The following is a 24,207-nucleotide window of genomic DNA, read 5'->3' as shown; positions in this document are numbered from 1 at the left end:
CGTTCCGGTGTGCGAACGGAAGGTCGAGGGGCGAAGCGGGTGGGGCTCTCCATCCTGCTGGAGGCCTTGGTTCGACCATGTACCACTCCGATCTCATGCGACATCCGGACAGTTGCCCGGCGCTGGTGCTCAACGCCGACTATACGCCGCTGAGCTATTACCCGCTGTCCCTCTGGAACTGGCAAACCGCCATCAAGGCGGTTTTTTTGGAGCGGGTCGACATCGTCTCGCACTATGACCGCGAGGTCCGCAGCCCCAATTTCGCGATGAAGCTGCCCTCGGTGATCGCGCTCCGCCAATATGTGAAGCAGTCGGACAACCCCGCCTTCACCCGGTTCAACCTGTTCCTGCGCGACCGTTTCTGCTGCCAATATTGCGGCGCGCTGTCCGACCTCACCTTCGACCATGTCATCCCGCGCGCGCAGGGCGGGCGGACGACCTGGGAGAATGTCTCCACCGCCTGCGCGCCGTGCAACCTGCGCAAGGGCGGCCGCACCCCGCGCCAGGCGAACATGCGCCTGTTCGAGACCCCGCGCCGGCCGACCAGCTGGGAATTGCAGGAGAACGGCCGCAGCTTCCCGCCGCATTATCTCCACCAGAGCTGGCGCGACTGGCTCTACTGGGACGTCGAGCTGGACGCCTGACGGCCGCGTGCCGCCAGGTGGGAGGCCGCGTCCGGCGATTGCGAACAATGGTTAACATCCCGTGCATTCCCCGTTGCCCCCCGCGCCCGCGCGGCGTAATCCCGCTGCGGGGTTTCGGTCGCGGCCATGTGGTCCGCAGGGGGAGACATTATGTATTCGTCCGAAGTGCAGCTCCGCGACGGCGCCAATCGCCGCGCCACGCCGCGCGGGGCCGCCGCCTTCGACACCCGCTTCCGCATGCCGGCGGCATCGAGCCGCTCGCCCTGCCGGATCATCGACATCTCCAGCAGCGGCGCGCGCCTACGCCTCTACCAGCAGCTGCCGCCCGAGACCTCGATCCGCCTGTCGCTGCCCGGCAAGGGGCTGGTCGACGCGCACATCGTCTGGGCCGACGGCCGCGAGGCCGGCTGCCGCTTCGACCGCCCACTCGACGACGCGACGGTGACGGTGCTGCGGGCGAGCGCGACCGAGCGCGGCGCGGCTTAGGATTTTCCTGAGGGCCGTCGGCCGGCCGGCCGGCGCATCATTTCGCCGGCAGCTGGTCCAGTATCTCGTGCAGCGCGCCGAGGCATTCGGCGCCCAGCCGCTTCGACCGTTCGGGCGACCAGCCATGCCCGGCGTCGGGCAGGTCGTCATTGTCCTTGAACGGCATCTCCAGCGTCGCCGCGACGCAGCCGAAGCGCTGGGCCAGCTGGTTGGTCGACATCGACAGGTTCGCCTTGCCCTTCGCCGCCGTCGGATAGCCGTGGCGCGTCTGGAAGTCGGGGCTGCGCCGCGCGAGCGTGTCGCGGAACAGATGGTAGAGCCGGCCCTGCTCCTCGGTCCAGCCGGGGATGCCCTCGAACCCGGCGATGAAGACGTGCGGGATCGCCTCGTCGCCATGCACGTCCATCGCGAAGTCGACGCCGGTCGCGTCCATCCGTCGCAGCACGTGATGGACCTCGGGGCTCCGCTCCAGGGTCGGCCCGTGCCATTCGCGGTTGAGGTTCACCCCGGCGGCGTTGGTGCGCAGATGGCCGCGCCGCGACCCGTCCGGGTTCATGTTGGGGACGAGATGGAGGGTCGCCCGCCGGCGGAGGCTGCGCGCGACGGGATCGTGCGGATCGGTCAGCCGCTCGAGCGCGCCTTCCATCCACCATTCGGCCATGCTCTCGCCCGGATGCTGGCGGGCGTAGAGCCAGACCGCCTTCGGCCCCTCGCCGATCGTCAGCAGGTCGAGGTCCTGCCCGTCGAGGGTGGCGCCGAGCCGTTCATGGGAGACCCCCGGCGCGGCGGCGATGCGCGCGACCAGGTCATGGTGCCGCTCCATCGAATAGGGCGCGAAATAGGCGAGCCAGACGCTGTCGGCGTCGGGGGTGACCTCGATCGTCAGCGCGCCGTCGGCATAGGTCGTGGGCACGCGCTTCCACACCTGCCGGTCGGACGAGCAGCAGGCCTTGTAGTCCTTCCATCCGTCGGGATAGGCCGCGCCCCCGGCATTGCCGATGCGCAGCGTGACGGGCACCCCCTTCGCGCCGCTCAGGCGGAAATGGAACCACTGGTAGAAGTCGGACTGGTGGTCCTTGACGATGGCGAGGTCGAACCGGGTGCCGTCCCGGCCGGTCAGGACTATGTTGCCGCTGTCGAAGCCGCTCGAGATGCTGATGCTGTCATGATCGTTCATTTCACCGTGATAGTCTCGCCCGAGCGGCCGGGGAAGTCCTTGAAAAGGGCCGCTGCCAGGCGCGACACCGCCGCCTCGGGACCCGCGGCGGGGGTATTGTCGCGCGCCACCGTCTCGGCGCGGCCCTCCCAGATCACCGTGCCTTCGGAGCGGCGCTTGAGCTGGACCGACAGCTGGGTCAGCACGTCCATCTTCTCGCGCTGCTTGCCGATCGGGAAGCTGACCGACCCGCCGAGGCCGACGCTGGTGCCGCCGCCCCAGCCGCCGCCGCTGCCGCCGCCCAACCCGATCGACATCGACGATCCGCGCGTCTGGTCGGTCGGGCGCCAGCTGCGCCGCACCTCGGTGACGGCGACCAGTTCGGACTTGGTCAGGTCGGGTGCGATCCCGAAGCCGAGCCGGTCGAGCTCGGCGCGGACGATACGCGCATAGCCCTGGAATTCGAGATCCCGGGCGAGGGTCGGGTCGCGCGGCTCGACCGTGACCTGTCCGGGCGCGATCGGCTGGCCGAGATGGAAGCGCGTCACCTGGGTCTGCGGCGTCTGCGAGGCGCAGCCGGCCAGCGCGACGACGGTACCGATCATAAGGGCCTTGGACAGCAGGTTCCGCGTCGTCATGTCTTTCTCCCGAGCGATGCTCCGGCATCGAAACGCGGAAGCAACGAAATGGGTGCATGGAATCTTTTTGGTTTCGCCTCAAGCGCCGGCGCGAGGCATTCGTCCGGCGCCCGGCGCTTGAGGCCAGACAAGAAGCTGAATCGCTTGACTCCTTCGATGCCAGACCATAGGGGAGCGCCTCGTTTTTCCATATATCAGCTTAGAAAGCAGGCGCAGACGCCATGAAGATCCGCAACTCTCTCAAGTCGCTCAAGGACCGGCATCGGGACAACCGCGTGATCCGTCGTCGTGGCCGCACCTATGTGATCAACAAGACCAACCGCCGCTTCAAGGCGCGCCAAGGCTGATCACCGCGTCTCGCACGCGCGCCGTCATCTTCGATGTCGGCAATGTGCTCTACGACTGGAATCTCCGGCAGTTCTTCGAAAAGCTCGTGCCCGCGCACGAGCTCGAACTGTTTCTGCGCGACGTCGTCACGCTCGACTGGCATGGCCAGCACGATGCCGGCCGACCCTTCGCCGAGACGAGCGCCGAGCTGATCGCGGCCTGGCCGCGCTTCGCCGGCGCGATCGCTGCCTTCGGCCCGCGCTTCTCCGACACCGTCACCGGCCTGTTGCCGGGCATGGGGGAGATCGTCCGCGACCTCCACGCGCGCGGCGTGCCGCTCTATGCGATCACCAATTTCAGCCATGAATTCTGGCCGCCCTTCCGCACGCGCGAGGCGGCGCTGTTCGACCTGTTCGAGGACATCCTCGTCTCGGGCGAGGTCAGGCTGGTGAAGCCCGATCCCGCGATCTACGCGATGGCGCTCGACCGCTTCGGGCTGGCCGCCGGCGAGGCGATCTTCATCGACGACCGCGCCGACAATGTCGCGGCGGCCGAGGCGGCGGGGATCGCCGGCCACCTGTTCGTCGGCGCCGAACCGCTGCGCGCCGCCCTCCGGGCGCGGGGATTGCTGCCCCCGGTCGACTGATCGTGGCGATCGATCCGGCGATTTGATTTCGGTCAAAGCCGATTCGCGCATCCGGCGCGATGCTGCCTCCACAGACAAGGAGGCACATATGCTCGGTTTCTTCGGTGATCATTTCCTCATCCTGCCCGTCGCGGCGGCGCTGCTGTTCATGGCGGTGGTGAACTTCGTCGCCATCGAGGACGCGATGCGGCACTGATCTCCGCTCCACGCTTTCGGATTTGCGTTTCGGCCAGGCCGGAAACGGCGGCGCCCCTCCCCTCCTCCGGGGCGCCGCCGTATTTTTTCGGCTTCACTCGATTCGCCAGGGATTCCGCGCGCGGAACTTCGCGCTGATCGAGCGCGGAAATCTGTACGAGGCGCCGGCCTGAGAAGAAGCGGGACCCCGGGTCAGGCCCGGGGTGACGGGATACGGAGGTCACCCCGGGCTTGACCCGGGGTCCCGCTTCCTTTTCCTTTCGTCGGATGGGGCAGAGCGGTGGTTGGGTCTATATGATGGCCGATCGGTATCGCGGGACGATCTACGTCGGTGTGACTTCCGATCTTTCCGCGCGCATATCGCAGCCTGGTCTGGGCCGAGCGCGTGCCGTCGATCATCGACGCCATCGCACAGGAAAAGCGCGTCAAGCGCTGGTCGCGCGCCTGGAAGTTCGCGCTGATCGAGCGCGGAAATCCAGAATGGCGGGATTTGTACGACACGCTGGCCTGAGAAGAAGCGGGACCCCGGGTCAGGCCCGGGGTGACGGCAATGTATGGCGACGAACCCACGAAGCCGGAGACACGCTCGAAGAAGGCAGGGGCGCCACCGTTTCCGCCGCACCGACCTCCGCATCTCGTCACCCCGGGCTTGACCCGGGGTCCCGCTTCCTTTGCCTTTCGTCGGATGGGGCAGAGCGGTGGTTGGGTCTATATGATGGCCGATCGGTATCGCGGGACGATCTACGTCGGTGTGACTKCCGATCTTTCCGCGCGCATATCGCAGCAYCGTACGGGCACGGGATCGGCTGGTCTGGGCCGAGCGCGTGCCGTCGATCATCGACGCCATCGCACAGGAAAAGCGCGTCAAGCGCTGGTCGCGCGCCTGGAAGTTCGCGCTGATCGACCGGGGTGACGATGCAGAGCTACCGCTCCCCTATATTATCCGTACGGCGGATGAAGTCGGCGACGTTGTCGTGCAGTGCCTTCAGCGACGGGCGGTGCAGATAGACCATGTGGCCCGACGGATAATAGCGATACTCGATATTGGCCTGGAGCGCGGCCGGCACCGGCAGGTGGCGCAGTTCGTAGACCCCCGCGAAATAGGGGGTCGAGACGTCGAACCAGCCGCCGTTGACCATGATCTTCATCGTCGGGTTGCGCTTCATCGCCACGGCCAGGTCGGGCAGGACGTTGGGCAGCGCGATCAGCGGCTTGCCGGCGCCGGGCGGCTGGTGCTTATAGTCCCAGCTGCCATAGACATCGAGGCTGGTCTGGTAGTGGCGGCCCTCGCCATAATGCAGCGTGCCGCGCACATAGTCGTTGAACGCCCCGGCATAGGCCGCGCCGATCGCCGACCCCTGCGGGTCATAGTCGGCGACCTTGCTCAGCGGATCGATCGTCCAGCCGGTGAAGCGCGTGTCGAGCGTGCCGGTGGTGAGGTCCCGGTCCTGCAGCAGCTCCTTCTGGAGCGCGCCATATTCGATGCGGAGGTTGGTCTTCAGCAGATAGGCGACCGGCAGGCCGGTATAGGCCGCCAGCTTCTCGGCGATCGCCTGCCGCTGCGCCGCCGGCAGCGCATTGCCCTGCATCAGCGCCAGCGCATAGTCGGTGGTGGCGAAGCGCTCGACTTCGGCGAGGAACGCCTGGAGATCGTCGGGCCGGTCGGCGACGCGGCGGTGATACCAGGCGGTCGCGGCATAGGTGGGCAGCGAGACGATATAGGGCAGGTCGATGCCGGGATTGGCCTGCGGATCGTCGGGGACGAGATCCCAGTTGAGGATGTCCGACAGCAGCATCACGCCGTTGAGGTCGACATCCTGGTCCTGCAGCGCCCTGGCGAGGCCGGCGGCGCGCATCGTGCCGTAGCTTTCGCCGAACAGATATTTGGGCGAGGCCCAGCGGCCGTGCTTCGACAGGAACTCGACGACGAAGCGGGCGAAGGCATGGATGTCCTGGTCGACGCCGTAGAAGGCCTTGTCCCTGTCCTTGCCCGCGACCCGGCTGAAGCCGGTGCCGGGCGCATCGATGAAGATGAGGTCGGACGCGTCGAGCAGCGCCTGGTCGTTGGCGACGACCCGGTAGGGGGCGGCCGAGGCCTGCCCCGCATCGCCCGTCTCGACGCGCACCGGCCCGAACGCCCCCATGTGCAGCCAGATGCTCGACGAGCCGGGACCGCCATTGAAGACGAAGGTGATGGGCCGGCTGGCGGCGGGCACGCCGGTCCGAACATAGGCGACGTAGAACATCGACGCCTCGGCCTGGGTCTTCCCGTCCTTCTTCCCCGCCTCGTCGCGTGCGGGCACGTCGTCCCAGTCCCTGGGATGGACGACCAGGGTGCCCGCGATCGCCTGATAGGGGATGCGGGTGCCGCCGACGGTGACCGATCCGGTCGACCGCACCTCGTCGGACCGGAAGCGCTCCCCGGCCGACGAGGCGGGCGGATCCTCCGCTTCGGTCGCGGGCGCCGCGACGGCGGGCGCGGCGGTGGCGGGCGCGGTTGCGGCGAGCAGGGCGGCAAGCGTGGCGGCGAGGACTGGCTTCATGGACGGGCTTCTCATCGATGGGGCCGCGAACGGCGCTAAGCCGGCATCATGAATCGCCCGGCGGCGCTTGCAATGTGTTTTTGCGGATATACGCGCCAAGCGGCCGGCGCTGCCCGGACAAGCGGCCGGCCCGGCGATCAGGCGGGCGACCAGACCACCGGATCGCCGACGCGGATCTCGCCGGTCGAGACGACCTCGGCATAGGCGCCCAGGCAGGGCAGCGGGCCCATGTCGAGAACCTCGACGCGGTTGCGCTTCGCGACGGCGAGGGTCAGGCGCGGATCGGGCGGCACGGACCCGTGCGCCAGGGTCGGGACGGCGCATCTCGGGGTCGGCAGCGTTACCCGCAGCCGGACGGCGTCGCCGATGGCGAGCGTCCCGCCGACCCAGTCATTCTCGACGAAGGGCTTTGCCGCGGTCCGGATGACGATGTTCGGACGGAAGCGAACGGGCTCCGGCACCCCCGCAAGCGAATCGGCCGCCATCGCATCGAGGCTGTCGGTGGCGATCAGATGGATCGGCGCATAATCGAAGAAGCCGCCTTCGGGCGCGCCCATCCCGACCGGCAGGACGATCGCCTCGACATCCGCGCCGCTGCCGGCCTCGGCCACCGCCTCGGGCACCGCGCGGTCCATCAGCAATTGCTCGGGACGTTCCAGCGCGAGCCGGACCCGTCGCCCGAGCGCGGCGGACAGCGCCGCGCCGATCGCGTCGCCATCGCCGGCCGACATGGTCGATCCGTCGGGAAAGCGGACCCGGACGCCGCCGCCGCCGTCCGGATCGAAGGTCGCGGCGAAGCCGAGCATCGCGCGCCAGCGGTGCGGCAGTTTCGCGGTGACGACCTTGCCCGTTTCCTCGTCGATGAAGGCGCAGACGCGATCGCCCTCCAGCCCGCGGGTGTCTATCCGCGCCGCCGCCAGCATCTCTCCCCCCATCGACTTGACGGGGTAGCGCCGCAATTCCTCGACCTGACCCAGATGTTCCACCGCTTCGCTCCCGACCGCCCGCCTATGCCCACGCTTAGCCACGGCCGGCGCGAACGGAAAGAGACGGGGACCGGCGAACCGGCTGCTGGCCGGCCCACCAACGAGATTCGGCCGGCCGGCCAAATTACCGGGCGACGGCCCCGCGCGATCGGGTGCCGAGGCCCGAGCGTGGACGGGTTATCCCGAATAACCCTTGAGCTCGTCGCCCGTCAGCCGGACGACGTGGATCATGTTGGTCGATCCCGGCGTCCCGAACGGCACGCCCGCGACGACGACGATGCGGTCGCCGGCATTGGCGAGCTTGTGGCGCAGCGCCATGCGCTTGGCCTTGCCGACCATCTCCTCGAAGCTGGCGACGTCGCGGGTGCGGACCGAATGGCTGCCCCACAGCAGCCCGGTGCGCCGTGCGGTGGCAAGCTTCGGGGTGAGCACCAGCAGCGGCACCGACGGCCGCTCGCGGGCGATGCGCCGCGCGGTCGAGCCCGAGAGGGTGAAGCAGATGATCAGGCTGGCCGAGACGGTCGAAGCGATCTGCGCGGCGGCCTCGGCGAGCGCGTCGGCGGTGGTCGCGTCGGGGTGGGTCTGGGTGAAGTGGAGGCGCGCGGCATAGCCGGGATCGCTTTCGACCGAGCGCGCGATCGCGTCCATCATCGCCACCGCCTCCTCGGGCCACTGGCCGCTCGCCGATTCGGCCGACAGCATCACCGCGTCGGCGCCGTCGTAGATCGCGGTCGCGACGTCGGACACCTCGGCGCGGGTCGGGCTGGGCGACTGGATCATCGATTCGAGCATCTGGGTCGCGACCACCACCGGCCGGCCCATCCGTCGCGCGGTCTCGACGATGCGCTTCTGCATCGGCGGCACCCGCTCGGGCGGCAGCTCGACGCCCAGGTCGCCGCGCGCGACCATCACCGCGTCGGCGATCTCCAATATCTCGTCGAGCCGCTCGACCGCGGCGGGCTTCTCGATCTTGGCGAGCAGCGCCGCCTTGCCGCCGATCAGCCGGCGCGCCTCGGCGACGTCCTCGGGCCGCTGGACGAAGCTCAGCGCGATCCAGTCGGCGCCGTGATCGCAGGCGAAGGTCAGGTCGCGGCGATCCTTCTCGGTCAGCGCCGCCATCGGCACGATCACGTCGGGGACGTTCAGCCCCTTGCTGTTCGACAGCGCGCCGCCGACCTCGACCAGCGTCTCGATCCGGTCGGCATGGACGGTGCGGACGCGCAGCACCAGCTTGCCGTCGTCGAGCAGCAGGCGCGCGCCGGGCTCGAGCGCCTCGAAGATCTCGCGGTGCGGCAGCTGCACCCGGTGCAGGTCGCCCGGCGCGGGATCGCGGTCGAGGACGAAGGCCTGGCCGGTCGCCAGCTGGACCGAGCCGTCGGCGAATTTGCCGACCCTGAGCTTCGGGCCCTGCAGGTCGAACAGGATCGTCGTCGCGCGGCCGAGCTCCTTCTCCATCGCCCGGATCGCCTGGACGATCGGGATCTTGTCCTCATGGCCGCCGTGGCTCATGTTGATGCGGAAGGCGTCGGCGCCCGCGCGGAACAGCTTCGCGATCATCTCGGGCGAGCTGCTCGCCGGACCCAGCGTGGCGAGCACGCGAACCTTGCGCTGACGGGGGGGAATCTGGATGTCCACGTGCGCTTCCGCTTCTCGGTGAGAGGTCTCAGGAGCACCTCGGGATAGAATCTGGCGCCGAGATGGCAACCCCTTCCGTCGCCGCCCTGTCATGGTTCGCCGCATCGGGCGCTTCGCCGATTCCCCGTTGAGCCCCCGCGCGCCTGCCTCTACAGCCTGCGCCTTCACGCACATCGAGGGATACGCGAATCATGGCCGAAGCCGACACGACCGAAGACAAGGGCAGCATCGCGGCGCAGGAGCTGCGCCTGTTCGTCGAGCGGGTCGAGCGGCTCGAGGAAGAGAAGAAGGGCATCGCCGACGACATCAAGGACGTCATGTCCGAGATGAAGGGCCGCGGCTACGACACCAAGATCGTGCGCAAGCTCATCTCGATCCGCAAGAAGAAGAAGGGCGAGCACGAGGAAGAGGCGATGGTCCTGGAGACCTACATGGCCGCGCTGGGGATGATCTAGGATAGTCCCTCACCAACGCAATGACCGTCCTTCCAGCGAAGGCTGGAATCTCGGGAGACGAGGGGACCGCTCCTCGCCCGAGACCCCAGCCTCCGCTGGGGTGACGGCTGGGGGAAGAGCGATTTGACCCCCGCCGCCCATCAGCCTAGGCAACGGGCTCGTCAGAGCCCGCAAGGCCGAACGGCCGCCCGAGCTTATGCGAGGATAGCCAAGCCGGACGGACGTCCGGCGCCCGGCGCTTGAGGGCCCAACCAAAATGTCCACCTTCCAGCTCGACACCGCCACCAGCCGCGCCAATCCGACCCCCGCGCCGATGAAGCGGCTCACCGTGCCCGCGATCCGCGCCGCGAAGGGCAAGGTGCCGCTGGTGATGCTCACCGCCTATTCGGTCCGGATGGCGCAGATCCTCGATCCGCATTGCGACATGCTGCTGGTCGGCGACAGCCTGGGCCAGGTGATCTACGGCCTGCCGTCGAGCATCCCGGTCAGCCTCGACATGATGATCGCGCATGGCGCCGCGGTGGTGCGCGGCAGCTATCACAGCCTCGTCATCGTCGACATGCCGTTCGGCTCCTATGAGGAAAGCCCCGCACAGGCCTTCCGCTCGGCGTCGCGCGTGCTGAAGGAAACCGGCGCGGCGGCGGTCAAGCTCGAGGGCGGCGCGGCGATGGCCGAGACGATCGCCTTCCTGACCGCGCGCGGCATCCCGGTGGTCGGCCATGTCGGGCTCACCCCGCAGGCGGTCAACGCGCTGGGCGGCTATGGCGCGCGCGGGCGCACCCAGGAGGAATATGCCCGGCTGATCGACGACGCCAAGGCGGTCGCCCGGGCGGGTGCCTTCTCGGTGGTGGTCGAGGGCGTGGTCGAACCGCTGGCGATCGAGATGACGCGCGCGATCGACGTGCCGACGATCGGCATCGGCGGATCGGCGCAGTGCGACGGCCAGGTCCTCGTGATCGACGACATGCTGGGCATGTTCGACCGGGTGCCGCGCTTCGTGAAGAAATATGAGCAATTGTCGGGCAGGATCGACGCGGCGGTGGCGGACTATGCCGCCGATGTCCGCGCGCGCGCCTTCCCGACGGTCGACCAGACCTATCAGCCCAAGCCGTGAGCGCCGGCCCGACAACCACGGGCTCCGTTCACCCGCCATATCTATTGGCTATGGCACCCGACGGCGCGGCTCGCTAATAGAGCCGGCATTCCTAGTTTCGGAGAAGATGCTTGGCCTCCACGCCGCCCACCGAAGAAGCCTTCCTGCGCGAGGTCGACGACGAGCTGCGCCGCGATCAGCTCCAGACCATGGTCCGGCATTATGGACGGATCGGCCTGCTCGTGCTGCTCGTCCTCCTGCTCGCGCTCGCCGGCTTCCTCTACTGGCGCCAGGCGTCCGAGAAGAAGGCCGAGGCGCAGGGCGAGGAGATGGGCGCGCTGATCGCTGACGTGCAGGCCAGCCGCGCGACCGAGGCCGCCAAGAAGATCGACAGGCTCGTCGCCGAGGGCGGCCCCGGCTACCGGGTGGCGGCGCTGCTGACCAAGGCGACGCTGGCCGCCGAACGTGGCGACACCAAGAGCGCGATCGGCATCTATGCCGGCATCGCCGCCGACGAGACGGTCGCCCAGCCCTATCGCGACATCTCGCTGATCCGCCAGACCCTGCTCGAATATGACGGCCTGAAGCCGCAGCAGGTTATCGACCGGCTCAAGCCGCTGACGGTCGAGGGCAACGCCTTCTTCGGCGCCGCGGGCGAGATGACCGCGATCGCCCTGATCCAGACCAACCGCGGCGCGGAGGCGGGCCGGCTGCTCGCCGCCATCGCCCGCGACAAGACGATGCCGGACACGTTGCGGACCCGAGCCGCGCGCCTCGCGACCAGCCTCGGCGTCACTGTCGACGCCGCGTCCGCCGCCGCCCCCGCTGACAAGGATTGATCGGATGAACCGGAAGCTCATGGCGCTCACCGCGGCGCTGGCGATGACGACGATGCTCGCCGGCTGCGGCATCTTCGGCGGCGGCGAGGGCAAGAAGCCCAAGACTCCGGTGCTGGGCCAGCGCATCTCGATCCTGACCGCGGAGACCGGGGCCGAGGTCGATCCGACGCTGGAGGTGGTGCCCGTCACCGTGCCCCCCGAGCAGGTCAACCCGGAATGGGCGCAGCCGGGCGGCAACGCCACCAAGTCGATGGGCCATGTCGCGCTCGGCCAGCAGCTCGGCGTCGCCTGGGACCGGAAGATCGCCGGATCGACCAAGAAGGCCCGGCTCGCCGCGGGGCCGGTGGTCGGCGCCGGCCGCGTCTATGTGATCGACGTCGATGCCGAGATCCACGCCTATGACCTGAAGAGCGGCGCCCCCGTCTGGACCGCGACCCTTTCGGACAAGGGCGGCAACAAGTCGTCGCTGTTCGGCGGCGGCGTCAGCTACGGCAACGGCAAGGTCTATGCCACCAACGGCGTCGGCGATGCCGCCGCGTTCGACGCGGGCACCGGCAACCAGCTGTGGAAGGTGCGCCCGGGCGGCCCGCTGCGCGGCGCGCCCTCGATCGGCAGCGACGCCATCTATGTGATGAGCCAGGACAATCAGCTCTTCGCGCTCAAGGAAGGCAATGGCGAGCAGATCTGGACCGCGAGCGCCAGCCTCGAGAACGCCGCCGTGTTCGGGGTCGGCGCCCCGGCGGTCGGCCAGGGCACCGTCATCGCCGGCTTCTCGTCGGGCGAGCTGAGCGCCTATCGCTACGAGAATGGCCGCGCGGTGTGGCAGGACTCGCTGTCGCGGACCAGCATCACCACCTCGGTCGCCAGCCTCGTCGACATCGACGCATCGCCGGTGATCGACCAGGGCCGGGTCTATGCGGTCGGCCAGGGCGGCCGCATGGTCGCGATGGACATCGTCACCGGCCAGCGGCTGTGGGAGCTCAACATCGCCGGCATCGAGACGCCGTGGGTCGCCGGCGAATGGCTGTTCCTCGTCACCGACGACGCCAAGCTGCTCTGCATCGCCCGCAACAGCGGCCGCATTCGCTGGCAGACCAAGCTCGACCGCTGGAAGAACCCGAAGAAGAAGAGCAAGCCGATCGGCTGGTCGGGCCCGGTGCTCGCCGGCGGCCGCCTGATCCTCACCAACACCGAGGGGCAGATCGTCAACGTCGCGGTCGAGGACGGCAAGGTCGGCACCGTCACCAAGCTCGGCGACACGATCTACGCCGCGCCGGTGGTGGCCGACAACACGCTGCTGGTGATGACCGACAAGGGGCGGCTGGTAGCGTATAGATAGGCCGGCGGGCGCCGGGCGGCCGGCGTCCGCCGGCCTTGGCTTTCGCGGGGATAGCGCGGCGGCCGTTCGGCCTTGCGGGACGCTGCCGCGTCCCGTTCCACCGCAAGAGCCAAGGGTCGGAGCCCGTCGGGGCTCAGCAAGCGCGAACGCGCGCCCGAGCTTGTGCGAGGAAGCCAAGGTCGGCGATGCCGGCCGCCCGGCGTTTGAGGGCTAACAAAAGACTCCTAATATCGCTATGGGCCCCCTCCCATGGCAATACTCCCCACCGTCGCGATCGTCGGCCGTCCCAATGTCGGCAAGTCGACGCTGTTCAACCGCCTGGTCGGCAAGAAGCTGGCACTGGTCGACGACCGGCCCGGCGTCACCCGCGACCGGCGCGAGGGCGACGCGACCCTGATCGGCCTCGACTTCCGCATCATCGACACCGCCGGCTTCGAAACCGACGACCCGCAGACGCTCCCCGGCCGGATGCGCGCGCAAACCCAGGCCGCCGTCGGCGAAGCCGATGTCGCGCTGTTCATGATCGACGCGCGCGCGGGGCTGACCCCGCTCGACGAGGAGATCGCGCGCTGGCTGCGCAGCGAGGATACGCCGGTGGTGCTCGTCGCCAACAAGGCCGAGGGCAGGGCGACCGAGGGCGGGGTGCACGAGGCGTTCAGCCTGGGCCTGGGCGATCCGATTCCCTTCTCGGCCGAGCATGGCGAGGGCCTGGTCGACCTGTTCGAGGCGCTGCGCCCGCATATCGAGCGCGACGAGGAGACCGACGAGGCGGACCCGGGCGAAGACGAGGAGGGCGGTCCGCTCAAGCTGGCGATCGTCGGCCGTCCCAATGCCGGCAAGTCGACCCTGATCAACAAGATTCTCGGCGAGCAGCGGCTGATCACCGGGCCCGAGGCGGGCATCACCCGCGATTCGATCGCGATCGACTGGGACTGGAAGGCGCCCGACGGCCAGATCCGGCCGATCCGGCTGATCGACACCGCCGGTATGCGCAAGCGCGCCAAGGTGCAGGACAAGCTCGAGAAGCTGTCGGTCGCCGACGGCCTGCGCGCGGTCGACTTCGCCGAGGTCGTGGTGCTGCTGCTCGACGCCACGCTGGGGCTGGAGGCGCAGGACCTGCGCATCGCCGACAAGGTGCTGCAGGAGGGCCGCGCGCTGATCATCGCGCTGAGCAAATGGGACGTCGCGGCCGATCCGCCCGCGCTGTTCCAGGGCATCCGCACCGCGCTCGACGAAGGGCTCGCGCAGGTTAAGGGCCTGCCGCTGCTGACCGTCTCGGGGGTCAGCGGCCGCGGCATCGACCAGCTGCTCCAGGTCGCCTACGAAACCCGCGACGCCTGGTCGCTGCGCGTGTCGACCGGCAAGCTCAACCGCTGGTTCGAGAAGGCGATCGAGGCCAATCCGCCCCCCGCCCCCGGCGGCCGGCGGATCAAGCTGCGCTACCTGACCCAGGCGCGGACGCGTCCGCCGAGCTTCGTGCTGTTCGGCACCCGGGTCGACCAGCTGCCCGAAAGCTATCGCCGCTACCTGGTCAACGGCATCCGCCGCGACCTCGGCTTCGGCTCGGTCCCGGTCCGGCTCACCGTGCGCGCGCCGAAGAACCCGTTCGACTGATGGAGCCGCTGCGGCTCGACGCGCGCGGCATGCGCTGTCCCTGGCCGGCGGTCCGGCTGGCGCGCGTGCTTCGTGACGGGGCCGAATCGGTATTGATCCTCGCCGACGATCCGATCGCGCCGGGCGAGATCGCGGCGCTCGCAGCGCAGCGGGGATGGTCGGTGACCCCGGCCGCCGAATCGGCCGCGTGGATCGTCAGCAAGGCTGTCACGCCCTGATTTTCCCGGACGAATGTCCGGCTTCGGCGCGCGAAAATATGCCGCCACCGTAACGATCTCGGAAAATCGGGTGAAAACAACGCCCTTACGGTAACCTGACGTTTACGAGCCTTCGCCTATGGCTTCAGCATCGACCAGAGTGCGAATGGGAACGGGACATGGGGCAGAGCGGCAACAGCGTGGTGAACTGGACGACGTTCGACCAGACGCGCGCGCTGATCGGCAGCGATTTCGCCAAGATCCTCGGCTATTATCGCGACGACGCCGCCAAGTGCGTGGTCGCGGTCGAACAGGCGTACAAGCTGCGCGACGCCGTCTCGATGGTCCGGCCCGCCCACACGCTCAAGGGCGATTCGCTGCAGTTCGGCGGCGAGGCGCTCGGCCGGCTCGCCGAGCATATCGAGCATAGCGCGCGCCGCTGCGTCGAGGAGCACAGCGCCCCCGACAAGCTCGACGCCGAGATCATCCGGCTGCGCCCGCTGCTGATCGAGACGCTCGGCGCGTTCGAGCGCGAGCTGACCCGCGGCCAGGCCGCGCCGCTGCGCCGCCCCGCCGCCGCCGGTTTCGGCCGCAAGCAGGGCTGACGATTTCGGTGATGGTCTCCCTCAAGGAATAGCCGTCATGCTGAAGGTGTTTCAGCATGACGGTGGGGAAAGGGGTGGGGCATCGGCCATGACCGACGCCCCCCGCCTCACGTCGCCTTGAGCTCCAGTCTGCCGTCGCCCTCGCCGATCGTGATCGTCGATCCGTCGGGGACCTCGCCCCGGAGCAGCGCTTCGGCGAGCGGGTCCTGCAGATATTTCTGCACCGCGCGCTTGAGCGGCCGGGCGCCGTAGACCGGATCATAGCCGACCCTGCCCAGCCAGGCGCGCGCACCGTCGGTGAGGTCGAGCTTGATCTTGCGATCCTTGAGCAGCTTGCCGACCCGGCCGACCTGGATGTCGACGATCGGGCCCATATGCTCCTGGCCCAGACGGTGGAACAGGATGATCTCGTCGAGCCGGTTGAGGAATTCGGGCCGGAAATGGGCGCGGACGACGTCCATCACCTGGTCCTCGACGCTCTCGACCGCCTGGCCCTCGCCGAGATTGGCGAGGAACTGGCTGCCCAGGTTCGAGGTCAGGATGATCAGCGTGTTCGAGAAGTCGACCGTGCGGCCCTGGCCGTCGGTCAGCCGCCCGTCGTCGAGCACCTGGAGCAGCACGTTGAACACGTCGCCATGCGCCTTCTCGACCTCGTCGAACAGGATGACCTGATAGGGCCGCCGCCGCACCGCCTCGGTCAGCACGCCGCCCTCCTCATAGCCGACATAGCCGGGAGGGGCGCCGATCAACCGGGCGACGCTGTGCTTCTCCATGAACTCCGACATGTCGATGCGCACCATCGCCGACGAATCGTCGAACAGGAATTCGGCGAGCGCCTTGGTCAGCTCGGTCTTGCCGACGCCGGTCGGGCCGAGGAACAGGAAGCTGCCGAGCGGCCGGTTCGGATCCTGGAGCCCGGCGCGGCTGCGGCGGACCGCGCGCGACACCGCCTCGATCGCGTCCTTCTGGCCGATCACGCGCCTGCCCAGCTCCTCCTCCATGGCGAGCAGCTTCTCGCGCTCGCCCTCGAGCATCTTGTCGACGGGGATGCCGGTCCAGCGGCTGACGACGCCGGCGATGTCCTCGGCGGTCACCTCCTCGCGGAGCATGGCGCCGACGGTGGCGCCCTGCGCCTCGGCCAGTTCCTTCTCGAGGCCGGGGATCACGCCGTAGCTGAGCTCGCCCGCGCGGCCGAGATCGCCCCGGCGCTGCGCCTGGTCGAGCTCCATCCGCGCCGCGTCGAGCTGCTCCTTGAGCTTGGCCTCGGCGTTGATCTTGTCCTTCTCGCCCTGCCAGCGCTGGGTGAGCTCGGCCGACTGTTCCTCGAGCTCGACCAGATCGGCCTCGAGCGCGTCGAGCCGGTCCTTGGACGCCGCGTCGGTCTCCTTCTTCAGCGCCTCGCGCTCGATCTTGAGCTGGATGATGCGGCGATCGAGATTCTCGATCTCCTCGGGCTTGGACTCGACCTCCATGCGCAGCCGCGACGCGGCCTCGTCCATCAGGTCGATCGCCTTGTCGGGCAGGAAGCGGTCGGTGATGTAGCGGTTGCCGAGCGTCGCCGCCGAGACGATCGCCCCGTCGGTGATCCGCACGCCGTGGTGCAGCTCGTACTTCTCCTTGAGCCCGCGCAGGATCGAGATGGTGTCCTCGACCGTCGGCTCGCCGACGAACACCGGCTGGAAGCGCCGCTGCAGGGCCGGGTCCTTCTCGACATATTTGCGATATTCGTCGAGCGTGGTCGCGCCGATGCAATGGAGCTCGCCGCGCGCCAGGGCGGGCTTGAGCAGGTTGCCGGCATCCATCGCGCCCTCGGACTTGCCCGCGCCGATCAGCGTGTGCATCTCGTCGATGAACAGGATGATCTGGCCCTCGGCGCCCTTCACCTCGTCGAGCACGCCCTTCAACCGTTCCTCGAACTCGCCGCGATATTTCGCGCCCGCGATCAGGCTGCCCATGTCGAGCGCCATCACCTTGCGGTCCTTCAGGCCGTCGGGCACGTCGCCATTGGCGATGCGCAGCGCGAGCCCCTCGGCGATCGCGGTCTTGCCGACGCCGGGCTCGCCGATCAGGACGGGATTGTTCTTGGTGCGCCGCGCCAGCACCTGGATGGTGCGGCGAATCTCCTCGTCGCGGCCGATCACCGGGTCGAGCTTGCCGTCGCGCGCCGCCGCGGTCAGGTCGCGGGCGAATTTCTTGAGCGCGTCGTAGCGGTCCTCGGCGCTCGCCGTATCGGCGCTGCGGCCGCCGCGCAGCTCGTTGATCGCGCCGTTGAGCGCATCGGCCCGCACGCCGGCCTCGGCCAGCGCCTTGCCGGCCGGGGTGGTGGTGGACAGCGTGAGCGCGAGCAGCATCCGCTCGACGGTGACATAGGAGTCGCCGGCCTTCTGGGCGATCTGCTCGGCCTGGTCGAGGACGCGGGCGAGGTCGTTGTCGAGGCCCGGCGTCTGCTGGGCGCCGCTGCCCGACACCGCCGGGATCTTCGCGAGCGCCGCGTCGGTGGCGCGCATCGCCGTCGCCGCGTCGCCGCCGGCCGCCTTGATCAGGCCGGACGCCATGCCTTGCTCGTCCTCGAGCAGCGCCTTGAGCAGATGCTCGGGGGCGATGCGCTGATGGTTGTTGCGGATCGCGACGGTCTGCGCCGACTGGAGGAAGCCCTTCGCGCGGTCGGTGAATTTCTCGAGGTTCATGCCTGATCCCTGTCTTCTATGTCCGGCGATATGGTGTGGCTTTTGTGCAACACAAGTGTTCGTCGAAACAAGTCCGTCCCCCCTCGTCCATGCCGCGGCACGCTTGCCCGCCCGCCGTGGCGCGCCCGGCCGTTCCGATCCGCCGACCAGCCACCGCCGACAACCGACAAGCGTATTACACGCATATTGCACCCGTCGCGCCAGAGGCTAGACTGCACGGCAATCCTTCCCCCATCCGGAAAGTCCCTAATGCGCCGCAGCCTGTTCCGTCCCGCCGCCGCCCTGCTGTTCGCGACCGCGCTCTCCGTCCCGTCGATCGCCGCCACCCCCGCCACCGCCGCCGCCGCGCCGGCCTCGGTCGCGACGCTCGTGAAGGCGGTCGACATCCCCTATGACAGCTTCACCCTCGACAACGGGCTGCGGGTGATCGTCCATACCGACCGCAAGGCGCCGGTCGTCGCGGTGTCGGTCTGGTATCATATCGGGTCGAAGGACGAGCCCGCGGGCAAGACCGGCTTCGCCCACCTGTTCGAGCATCTGATGTTCAACGGGTCGGAGAACGCCAACGAGGACTTCTTCAAGCCGCTCGAATCGATCGGCGCGACCGACCTCAACGGCACCACCTGGTTCGACCGCACCAATTATTTCGAGACGGTGCCGACCGGCGCGCTCGACCTGGCGCTGTTCCTCGAATCGGACCGCATGGGCCATCTGCTCGGCGCGATCGACAAGGCCAAGCTCGATAACCAGCGCGGCGTCGTCCAGAACGAGAAGCGCCAGGGCGACAACGAGCCCTATGGTCTGGTCGAATATGCCCAGCTCGCCGCGCTGTTCCCCGACGGCCATCCCTATCGCCACTCGACGATCGGCTCGATGGCGGACCTCGACGCCGCCAGTCTCGACGACGTGAAGAACTGGTTCCGCGCGCATTACGGCCCGAACAACGCGGTGCTGGTGCTGGCCGGCGACATCGACGCCGCCACGGCGAAGGCGAAGGTCGCGAAATGGTTCGGCGACATCCCGCGCGGGCCCGCGACGGCGCGCCGCGACGTGCCGGTGCCGACGCTCAAGGCGCCGGTCGACCAGGTGATGAAGGACCGCGTCGCGCAGACCCGCATCTATCGCAACTGGGTGGTGCCGGGCCTCAACGATCCCGACCTGATCCCGCTCGACCTCGGCCTCGACGTGCTCGGCGGGCTCGCCTCGTCGCGGCTCGACAATGCGCTGGTCCGCAAGGCCAAGACCGCCGTCTCGGTGACCGCCAGCGTGCAGGAGTTCGAGAAGATCTCGATCGTCGAGGTGACCGCCGACGTGAAGCCCGGCGTCGACCCCAAGCTCGTCGCGAAGCAGCTCGACGCGCTGATCGCCGAGTTCGTCCGCAACGGCCCGACCGCCGACGAGGTGAAGCGCGCCGCCACCCGGCAGGCGGCGGGCGAGATCGCCGGCCTCGAAACCGTCGGCGGCTTCGCCGGCAAGGCGGTGACGCTGGCCGAGGGCGCGGTCTATTCGAACGATCCCGAGAAGTACAAGAAGGACCTCGCCGCGACGGCGATGGCGACCCCGGCGAGCGTCAAGGCGGCGCTGCAGAAATGGCTCGGCCGTCCCGCCTTCCGGCTGGTCGTCGAGCCGGGCGAGCGGACCGCGTCGGACATGGCGGCGGCCGGGGGCAGCGCGATCGGCGCGTCCGGCGGTGGCATGGGCCCGCGCTATTATCGCGACCCGCGGTTCGAGGGCGGCGCGGCCGCCCCGGCGATCTCGCAGACGCTGAAGCCGACCGCCGCGGTCGACCGCAGCTCGCCCCCGCCGGTCGAGGACATCAAGGACCTGGCCTTCCCCGACGTCGAGCGGACGACGCTGTCGAACGGGATCAAGGTGGTGTTCGCGCGGCGCACGACGGTGCCGACGGTGCGGGTGTCGGTGGCGTTCGACGCCGGCAACGCCGCCGATCCCAAGGCCAAGCTCGGCACCCAGGGGCTGATGCTGTCGCTGCTCGACGAAGGCGCGGGCAAGCTCGACTCGATCGGCATCGCCGAGGCGCAGGAACGACTCGGCGCGCAGATCGCCTCGTCGTCGTCGATGGACCGCACCAATGTGTCGATGTTCGCGCTCAAGGCCAATCTCGCCCCGTCGCTCGACCTGCTCGCCGACATCGTCGAGCGGCCGACCTTCGCGCCGGCCGAGATCGAGCGGCTGCGCGGCCAGATCCTCGCCGGGATCGCCTCGGAGAATTCGCAGCCGCGCGGCATCGCCCGCCGGATCCTGCCGACGCTGCTCTACGGCAATCTCCACCCCTATGGCGTGCCGCTGTCGGGCAGCGGTACCGAGGAAGGGGTGAAGGCGGTCACCCGCGCCGACCTCGTCGCCTTCCACCAGAGCTGGATCCGGCCCGACAACGCCAAGATCTTCGTGACCGGCGACACCACCCTCGACGAGCTCAAGCCGCTGCTCGAGGCGCGCTTCGGCAACTGGGCCGCCCCGGCGGCGGCGAAGGGCGAGAAGCTGTTCCGCATGGACCGCATGGCGCGGCCCGCGCGGATCGTGCTGATCGACCGGCCGCAGAGCCCGCAGAGCTACATCATGGCCGGCCAGCTGCTGCCGACCAAGGGCGTCGACGATCCGCTGGCGCTGATGGCGGCGAACGAGGTGATCGGCGGCAGCTTCCTGTCGCGGCTCAACATGGACCTGCGCGAGAGCAAGGGCTGGGCCTATGGCGCCTTCACCCAGGCGCAGACGCTGCGCGACACCATGCCGCTCTACGTCGTCGCCCCGGTGCAGACCGACCGGACCGGCGATTCGATCAAGGCCGCGCTCGCCGACATGAAGGCGTTCCTGACCACCAAGGGGGTCGACGCCGAGGAGCGCGAGCGGACCGTCAACGGCCAGATCCGGTCGCTGCCGGGGTCGTTCGAAACCTCGAGCGACCTGCTCGGCGCGCTGATCCAGATGGATACGCTGCAGCGGCCCGACGATTATTACGAGAAGCTGCCGGGCCGCTTCCGCGCGCTGACCGCCGCCCAGATGGACGAGGCCGCCCGCGCCGCGATCCGCCCCGACAGCCTGATCTGGGTCGTCGTCGGCGACGCCGCCAAGGTCGAGCCGCAGCTCAAGGACATCGGCCTGCCGGTCGAGCGGATGACGGTCGGCCAATGAGGGACGGCCAATGACCACCGAGATCTGGGACTGCGTCACCCGCGCGCCGTTCGGCGAGCAGCCGTCGGTCCTGACCATCGTCCGCGACGGCGACCGCTTCACCGGCAGCAACGTCGCCGACATCGGCGAGCTGCCGGTGATCGACGGCCGGATCGAGGGCGACCGCCTGGTCTGGAAGATGCCGACCAAGAAGCCGATGCCGATGACGCTGGTGGGCAAGGCGGTGGTCGACGGCGACCGGCTGACCGGCACCGTCACCATGGGCGCCTTCGGCAAGGCCGAGATGACCGGCACGCGGCGCAGCTGAAGCCATCGACCGCTCGACGCGGACGGTCTCCAGCCGCCCGTCGCTCAGGCGATCGTCGGGACCAGTCCGCCTTCGACGCGGACCGCGGCGCCGTTGGTGACGGCCGCGAGCGGGCTGGCGAGGAACGCCACCATCGCCGCGACCTCCTCCGCCTCGATCAGCCGCCGGATCAGCGAGGACGGGCGGAGCTTGTCGAAGAACTCGGCTTCGCGCTCGGCCTCCGGGGCGTCCTTGTTGTCGACGACCGACCGGATGAAGCCGGTGATCCCCTCGGACCGGGTCGGCCCCGGCAGCACCGCGTTGACGGTGACGCCGCTGCCCCGCGTCTGCTCGGCGAGCCCGCGCGACACCGCGAGCTGCGCGGTCTTGGTCATGCCGTAGTGGATCATCTCGCCCGGGATCATCAGCCCGCTCTCGCTGGCGATGAAGATGATCCGGCCCCAGTTCCGCGCGAGCATCGCCGGGAAATGGTGCCGGGAGAGGCGGACCCCGCTCATCACGTTGACGTCGAAGAAGCGGTGCCAGTCCTCGTCGCTGATCTCGGCGAACGGCTTGGCTTCGTAGATACCGAGATTGTTGACCAGGATGTCGACCGCGGGCACCGCCTCGATCAGCGCCGCCGCCCCTTGCGCTGTCGCGGCGTCGGCCAGCACCGCGCGAACCGTCCCGGCCTTGCCGACCCGCTCGGCCGCGGCGTCGAGCTTGGCCCGGTCGCGGCCGGAGATGGTCACCTCGACGCCCTCGGCCGCGAGCCGTTCGGCGATCGCCAGGCCGATGCCGGCGGTCGATCCCGTCACCAGCGCCGTCTTTCCCGTGAGTTGCAGATCCATGATCGAAGCTCCCATTCCTACTGTGGCGCCGAGATAAGCGATCGGACGATCGGTGATTATACCCCGCGCCCGCACAACAGAAACGCTTCCAGATCATGGGCGGACGTGCGGCGCCCCGAAGCGTCATCGCGGCCAGGGCCCGGATCTCGCTCCATCTTCGCCCTTCTTGCGGACGGCGGAAAGGCAGGGACATACCGGCTTTCGCCGAGACGACGACGAGCGAAGGTCCCGCCTGGGGCGGGACCGCAGCAGGTCAGTCGAAGAACAGCTTGGTCACATGGCCCATCTTGCGGCCGGGGCGCGCCTGGCCCTTGCCGTAGAGGTGGAGGTGCGCGGCGGGATCGGACAGGATCATGTCCCAGTCGCCCGCCTGGTTGCCGATCAGGTTGCGCATCTCGACCCTGGGCGCCGCGAGCGCGGTCGATCCCAGCGGCAGGCCGCAGATCGCGCGGATGTGGTTCTCGAACTGCGAGGTGACCGCGCCCTCGATCGTCCAGTGGCCGCTGTTGTGGACCCTCGGCGCCATCTCGTTGAACACCGGCCCCTCGGGCGTATCGAAATACTCGATCGCCAGGACACCGACATAGTCGAGCTCGGCGACGATCTTCTCGGCCAGCGAGCGGGCGGCGGCGACGGTCGCCGCGGGAAGCGCGGCCGGAACCGCCGACAGCGCGAGGATGCCGTCCTCATGGACGTTGAGCACGGGGTCCCAGGTCAGCGTCGCACCGTCGGCGCCGCGCACGATCAGGATCGAGAATTCGCGCTCGAAGCCGACGAAGCCCTCGAGCACCGCCGGTTCCCAGGCGAGCGAGGCCCAGGCCTCGTCGGCGTCGGCGGCGTCCTTGAGGCGGGCCTGGCCCTTGCCGTCATAGCCGAAGCGGCGCGTCTTCAGGATCGCGGGCGCGCCGATCTGGCCGACGGCGGCGTCGAGGTCCTCGCGGCCGGTGACGACCGCCCAGGGGGCGGGGCGGCCGCCGATCGCCTGGACGAAGGCCTTCTCGGTCGCGCGGTCCTGCGCGGTCGCGAGCGCGCGCGGGTGGGGCGCCAGCGGCACCCGCAGCGTCTCGAGCGGCCCGACCGGGATGTTCTCGAACTCGTAGGTGATGAGGTCGACGCTCTGCGCGAAGGCCTGGAGCGCGTCGAGATCGTCATAGTCGCCGCGTACCCAGCGCGACGAGACGTCGGCGGCGGGGCCGCTCGGCTCGGGGGCGTAGATCGCGGTGCGATAGCCGAGCTGCGCCGCCGCGATGGCGAGCATCCGGCCGAGCTGGCCGCCGCCGATGATGCCGATCGTGGCGCCGGGCTGGATCATGGCCATGCGCGGATCAGTCGAACGGCTCGACCGCGACGTCGGCGGTCTGGCGGTCGCGCCAGGCGTCGAGCCGGCCGGCGAGCGCCGCGTCATGGGTGGCGAGGATCGCCGTACCCAGCAGCGCGGCGTTGATCGCGCCGGGCTTGCCGATGGCGAGGGTGCCGACGGGGATGCCGCCCGGCATCTGGACGATCGACATCAGGCTGTCCATGCCCTTCAGCGCCTTGGATTCGACCGGCACGCCGAGCACCGGCAGGCGGGTCATCGCCGCGGTCATGCCGGGCAGATGCGCCGCGCCCCCCGCGCCGGCGATGATCACCTTCAGGCCTCGGTCCACCGCCGACCTGGCATAGTCGTAGAGCCGGTCGGGGGTGCGGTGCGCGGAGACGACCAGCGTCTCGTGCGGCACGCCCAGCGCCTCCAGCGTGGCGGCGGCGTGGGACATGGTCTCCCAGTCCGAACGGCTGCCCATGATGATCCCGATCAGCGGTGCTTCAGTCATTATGGCTCCCTGTATCCCTCC

22 protein-coding genes and 2 pseudogenes are annotated in these 24,207 nt (G+C 69.2%); 15 read left to right on the top strand and 9 right to left on the bottom strand.

Translation table 11 applies throughout. From position 1 onward, the window contains the following. Positions 1–77: 77 nt before the first annotated feature. A complete protein-coding gene (locus tag ASE22_RS24185; RefSeq protein WP_056365805.1) occupies positions 78–644 on the top strand; it encodes an HNH endonuclease in 567 nt (188 codons plus the stop codon). Between the two features lie 150 nt (positions 645–794). Beyond that, positions 795–1,130 (top strand): PilZ domain-containing protein, encoded by a 336-nt coding sequence (locus tag ASE22_RS24180; RefSeq protein ID WP_235535995.1) that lies wholly within the window; start codon positions 795–797, stop codon positions 1,128–1,130. Positions 1,131–1,167: 37 nt separating this feature from the next. On the opposite strand, the gene ASE22_RS24175 is transcribed toward ASE22_RS24180, so the two are convergent. Both ASE22_RS24175 and ASE22_RS24170 read right to left on the bottom strand, forming a co-directional pair. Then, positions 1,168–2,307, bottom strand: a complete 1,140-nt coding sequence (locus ASE22_RS24175; protein WP_056365802.1) for a M14 family metallopeptidase — start codon at positions 2,305–2,307, stop codon at positions 1,168–1,170. Next, positions 2,304–2,924: a DUF4136 domain-containing protein gene (locus tag ASE22_RS24170; RefSeq protein WP_056365799.1), complete on the bottom strand. Its 621-nt coding sequence runs from the start codon at positions 2,922–2,924 to the stop codon at positions 2,304–2,306. Before ASE22_RS24170 ends, ASE22_RS24175 begins: the two co-directional genes overlap by 4 nt. A 221-nt stretch (positions 2,925–3,145) precedes the next feature. Between ASE22_RS24170 and ykgO the strand changes: the two genes are divergently transcribed. The 4 genes and pseudogenes from ykgO to ASE22_RS27800 form a co-directional block, all read left to right on the top strand. Next, positions 3,146–3,271 carry a type B 50S ribosomal protein L36 gene (gene ykgO / locus ASE22_RS24165; RefSeq protein WP_003046794.1) on the top strand — a complete coding sequence of 42 codons (126 nt, stop codon included), beginning with the start codon at positions 3,146–3,148 and terminating at the stop codon, positions 3,269–3,271. After that, positions 3,271–3,897, top strand: a complete 627-nt coding sequence (locus tag ASE22_RS24160; protein WP_327196994.1) for an HAD-IA family hydrolase — start codon at positions 3,271–3,273, stop codon at positions 3,895–3,897. The genes ykgO and ASE22_RS24160 overlap by 1 nt, the downstream gene beginning before the upstream one ends. Before the next feature lie 462 nt (positions 3,898–4,359). Further along, a pseudogene (locus ASE22_RS24155) lies at positions 4,360–4,603 on the top strand (GIY-YIG nuclease family protein). Positions 4,604–4,807: 204 nt separating this feature from the next. Beyond that, a pseudogene (locus tag ASE22_RS27800) lies at positions 4,808–5,006 on the top strand (GIY-YIG nuclease family protein); the annotation flags it as partial. Positions 5,007–5,015: 9 nt separating this feature from the next. Here the strand turns inward: ASE22_RS27800 and ASE22_RS27795 are convergent. The 3 genes from ASE22_RS27795 to pyk form a co-directional block, all read right to left on the bottom strand. Next, on the bottom strand, positions 5,016–6,635 hold the full coding sequence (locus tag ASE22_RS27795; RefSeq protein ID WP_056365792.1) for a S10 family peptidase: 1,620 nt from the start codon (positions 6,633–6,635) through the stop codon (positions 5,016–5,018). A gap of 137 nt (positions 6,636–6,772) precedes the next feature. After that, entirely contained in the window at positions 6,773–7,621 is an 849-nt protein-coding gene (locus tag ASE22_RS24145) for an MOSC domain-containing protein (RefSeq protein WP_056601277.1), read from the bottom strand. 177 nt (positions 7,622–7,798) lie between these two features. Continuing rightward, complete coding sequence (gene pyk, locus ASE22_RS24140; RefSeq protein WP_056365785.1) at positions 7,799–9,256, bottom strand: pyruvate kinase; 1,458 nt, start codon at positions 9,254–9,256, stop codon at positions 7,799–7,801. Between the two features lie 191 nt (positions 9,257–9,447). On the opposite strand from pyk, the gene ASE22_RS24135 reads away from it, so the two are divergent. From ASE22_RS24135 to ASE22_RS24105, 7 genes are all read left to right on the top strand, one after another. Then, a complete protein-coding gene (locus ASE22_RS24135; RefSeq protein WP_056365782.1) occupies positions 9,448–9,711 on the top strand; it encodes a DUF2312 domain-containing protein in 264 nt (87 codons plus the stop codon). Between the two features lie 256 nt (positions 9,712–9,967). Continuing rightward, on the top strand, positions 9,968–10,825 hold the full coding sequence (gene panB, locus ASE22_RS24130) for a 3-methyl-2-oxobutanoate hydroxymethyltransferase (RefSeq protein ID WP_056365780.1): 858 nt from the start codon (positions 9,968–9,970) through the stop codon (positions 10,823–10,825). A 110-nt stretch (positions 10,826–10,935) separates the two neighbouring features. Continuing rightward, complete coding sequence (locus ASE22_RS24125) at positions 10,936–11,643, top strand: tetratricopeptide repeat protein (RefSeq protein WP_056365778.1); 708 nt, start codon at positions 10,936–10,938, stop codon at positions 11,641–11,643. Between the two features lie 4 nt (positions 11,644–11,647). Next, positions 11,648–12,982, top strand: coding sequence for a PQQ-like beta-propeller repeat protein (locus ASE22_RS24120; protein WP_056365775.1), 1,335 nt, complete (start codon positions 11,648–11,650; stop codon positions 12,980–12,982). 249 nt (positions 12,983–13,231) lie between these two features. Further along, entirely contained in the window at positions 13,232–14,596 is a 1,365-nt protein-coding gene (gene der / locus ASE22_RS24115) for a ribosome biogenesis GTPase Der (protein WP_056365772.1), read from the top strand. After that, positions 14,596–14,814: a sulfurtransferase TusA family protein gene (locus tag ASE22_RS24110; protein WP_056365769.1), complete on the top strand. Its 219-nt coding sequence runs from the start codon at positions 14,596–14,598 to the stop codon at positions 14,812–14,814. Before der ends, ASE22_RS24110 begins: the two co-directional genes overlap by 1 nt. A 158-nt stretch (positions 14,815–14,972) precedes the next feature. Next, entirely contained in the window at positions 14,973–15,398 is a 426-nt protein-coding gene (locus ASE22_RS24105) for an Hpt domain-containing protein (protein ID WP_056365766.1), read from the top strand. 107 nt (positions 15,399–15,505) lie between these two features. On the opposite strand, the gene clpB is transcribed toward ASE22_RS24105, so the two are convergent. Beyond that, on the bottom strand, positions 15,506–18,085 hold the full coding sequence (clpB, locus tag ASE22_RS24100) for an ATP-dependent chaperone ClpB (RefSeq protein ID WP_056365763.1): 2,580 nt from the start codon (positions 18,083–18,085) through the stop codon (positions 15,506–15,508). A gap of 249 nt (positions 18,086–18,334) precedes the next feature. Here clpB and ASE22_RS24095 point away from each other — a divergent pair, with 249 nt between their 5' ends. Next, entirely contained in the window at positions 18,335–21,235 is a 2,901-nt protein-coding gene (locus tag ASE22_RS24095) for a M16 family metallopeptidase (RefSeq protein WP_056365759.1), read from the top strand. Between the two features lie 10 nt (positions 21,236–21,245). Further along, positions 21,246–21,542 carry a hypothetical protein gene (locus tag ASE22_RS24090; protein ID WP_056365756.1) on the top strand — a complete coding sequence of 99 codons (297 nt, stop codon included), beginning with the start codon at positions 21,246–21,248 and terminating at the stop codon, positions 21,540–21,542. Positions 21,543–21,586: 44 nt separating this feature from the next. On the opposite strand, the gene ASE22_RS24085 is transcribed toward ASE22_RS24090, so the two are convergent. The 3 genes from ASE22_RS24085 to purE all read right to left on the bottom strand — a co-directional run bounded on the left by ASE22_RS24085 (position 21,587) and on the right by purE (position 24,186). Beyond that, positions 21,587–22,372 (bottom strand): SDR family NAD(P)-dependent oxidoreductase, encoded by a 786-nt coding sequence (locus ASE22_RS24085; RefSeq protein ID WP_056366194.1) that lies wholly within the window; start codon positions 22,370–22,372, stop codon positions 21,587–21,589. Between the two features lie 253 nt (positions 22,373–22,625). Then, positions 22,626–23,690, bottom strand: coding sequence for a 5-(carboxyamino)imidazole ribonucleotide synthase (locus tag ASE22_RS24080; protein WP_056365753.1), 1,065 nt, complete (start codon positions 23,688–23,690; stop codon positions 22,626–22,628). A gap of 7 nt (positions 23,691–23,697) precedes the next feature. Continuing rightward, complete coding sequence (gene purE, locus ASE22_RS24075; RefSeq protein WP_056365750.1) at positions 23,698–24,186, bottom strand: 5-(carboxyamino)imidazole ribonucleotide mutase; 489 nt, start codon at positions 24,184–24,186, stop codon at positions 23,698–23,700. Positions 24,187–24,207 lie beyond the last annotated feature (21 nt).

It is taken from the genome of Sphingomonas sp. Root720 (genome assembly GCF_001428605.1).
Taxonomy (GTDB): Bacteria; Pseudomonadota; Alphaproteobacteria; order Sphingomonadales; family Sphingomonadaceae; genus Rhizorhabdus.
This window is presented reverse-complemented; position numbering and strand designations above follow the sequence as displayed.

What these genes read in the sequence shown, in the direction of transcription:
- ASE22_RS24120 (WP_056365775.1), top strand. Translation starts at nt 11,648, where the DNA reads ATGAACCGGAAGCTCATGGCGCTCACCGCGGCGCTGGCGATGACGACG.
- ASE22_RS24095 (WP_056365759.1), top strand. Translation starts at nt 18,335, where the DNA reads ATGCGCCGCAGCCTGTTCCGTCCCGCCGCCGCCCTGCTGTTCGCGACC.
- ASE22_RS24135 (WP_056365782.1), top strand. Translation starts at nt 9,448, where the DNA reads ATGGCCGAAGCCGACACGACCGAAGACAAGGGCAGCATCGCGGCGCAG.
- ASE22_RS24105 (WP_056365766.1), top strand. Translation starts at nt 14,973, where the DNA reads ATGGGGCAGAGCGGCAACAGCGTGGTGAACTGGACGACGTTCGACCAG.
- ASE22_RS27795 (WP_056365792.1), bottom strand. Translation starts at nt 6,635, where the DNA reads ATGAAGCCAGTCCTCGCCGCCACGCTTGCCGCCCTGCTCGCCGCAACC.
- ASE22_RS24085 (WP_056366194.1), bottom strand. Translation starts at nt 22,372, where the DNA reads ATGGATCTGCAACTCACGGGAAAGACGGCGCTGGTGACGGGATCGACC.
- der (WP_056365772.1), top strand. Translation starts at nt 13,232, where the DNA reads ATGGCAATACTCCCCACCGTCGCGATCGTCGGCCGTCCCAATGTCGGC.
- ASE22_RS24170 (WP_056365799.1), bottom strand. Translation starts at nt 2,924, where the DNA reads ATGACGACGCGGAACCTGCTGTCCAAGGCCCTTATGATCGGTACCGTC.
- ykgO (WP_003046794.1), top strand. Translation starts at nt 3,146, where the DNA reads ATGAAGATCCGCAACTCTCTCAAGTCGCTCAAGGACCGGCATCGGGAC.
- ASE22_RS24090 (WP_056365756.1), top strand. Translation starts at nt 21,246, where the DNA reads ATGACCACCGAGATCTGGGACTGCGTCACCCGCGCGCCGTTCGGCGAG.
- ASE22_RS24175 (WP_056365802.1), bottom strand. Translation starts at nt 2,307, where the DNA reads ATGAACGATCATGACAGCATCAGCATCTCGAGCGGCTTCGACAGCGGC.
- ASE22_RS24110 (WP_056365769.1), top strand. Translation starts at nt 14,596, where the DNA reads ATGGAGCCGCTGCGGCTCGACGCGCGCGGCATGCGCTGTCCCTGGCCG.
- ASE22_RS24185 (WP_056365805.1), top strand. Translation starts at nt 78, where the DNA reads ATGTACCACTCCGATCTCATGCGACATCCGGACAGTTGCCCGGCGCTG.
- panB (WP_056365780.1), top strand. Translation starts at nt 9,968, where the DNA reads ATGTCCACCTTCCAGCTCGACACCGCCACCAGCCGCGCCAATCCGACC.
- purE (WP_056365750.1), bottom strand. Translation starts at nt 24,186, where the DNA reads ATGACTGAAGCACCGCTGATCGGGATCATCATGGGCAGCCGTTCGGAC.
- ASE22_RS24180 (WP_235535995.1), top strand. Translation starts at nt 795, where the DNA reads ATGTATTCGTCCGAAGTGCAGCTCCGCGACGGCGCCAATCGCCGCGCC.
- clpB (WP_056365763.1), bottom strand. Translation starts at nt 18,085, where the DNA reads ATGAACCTCGAGAAATTCACCGACCGCGCGAAGGGCTTCCTCCAGTCG.
- ASE22_RS24080 (WP_056365753.1), bottom strand. Translation starts at nt 23,690, where the DNA reads ATGGCCATGATCCAGCCCGGCGCCACGATCGGCATCATCGGCGGCGGC.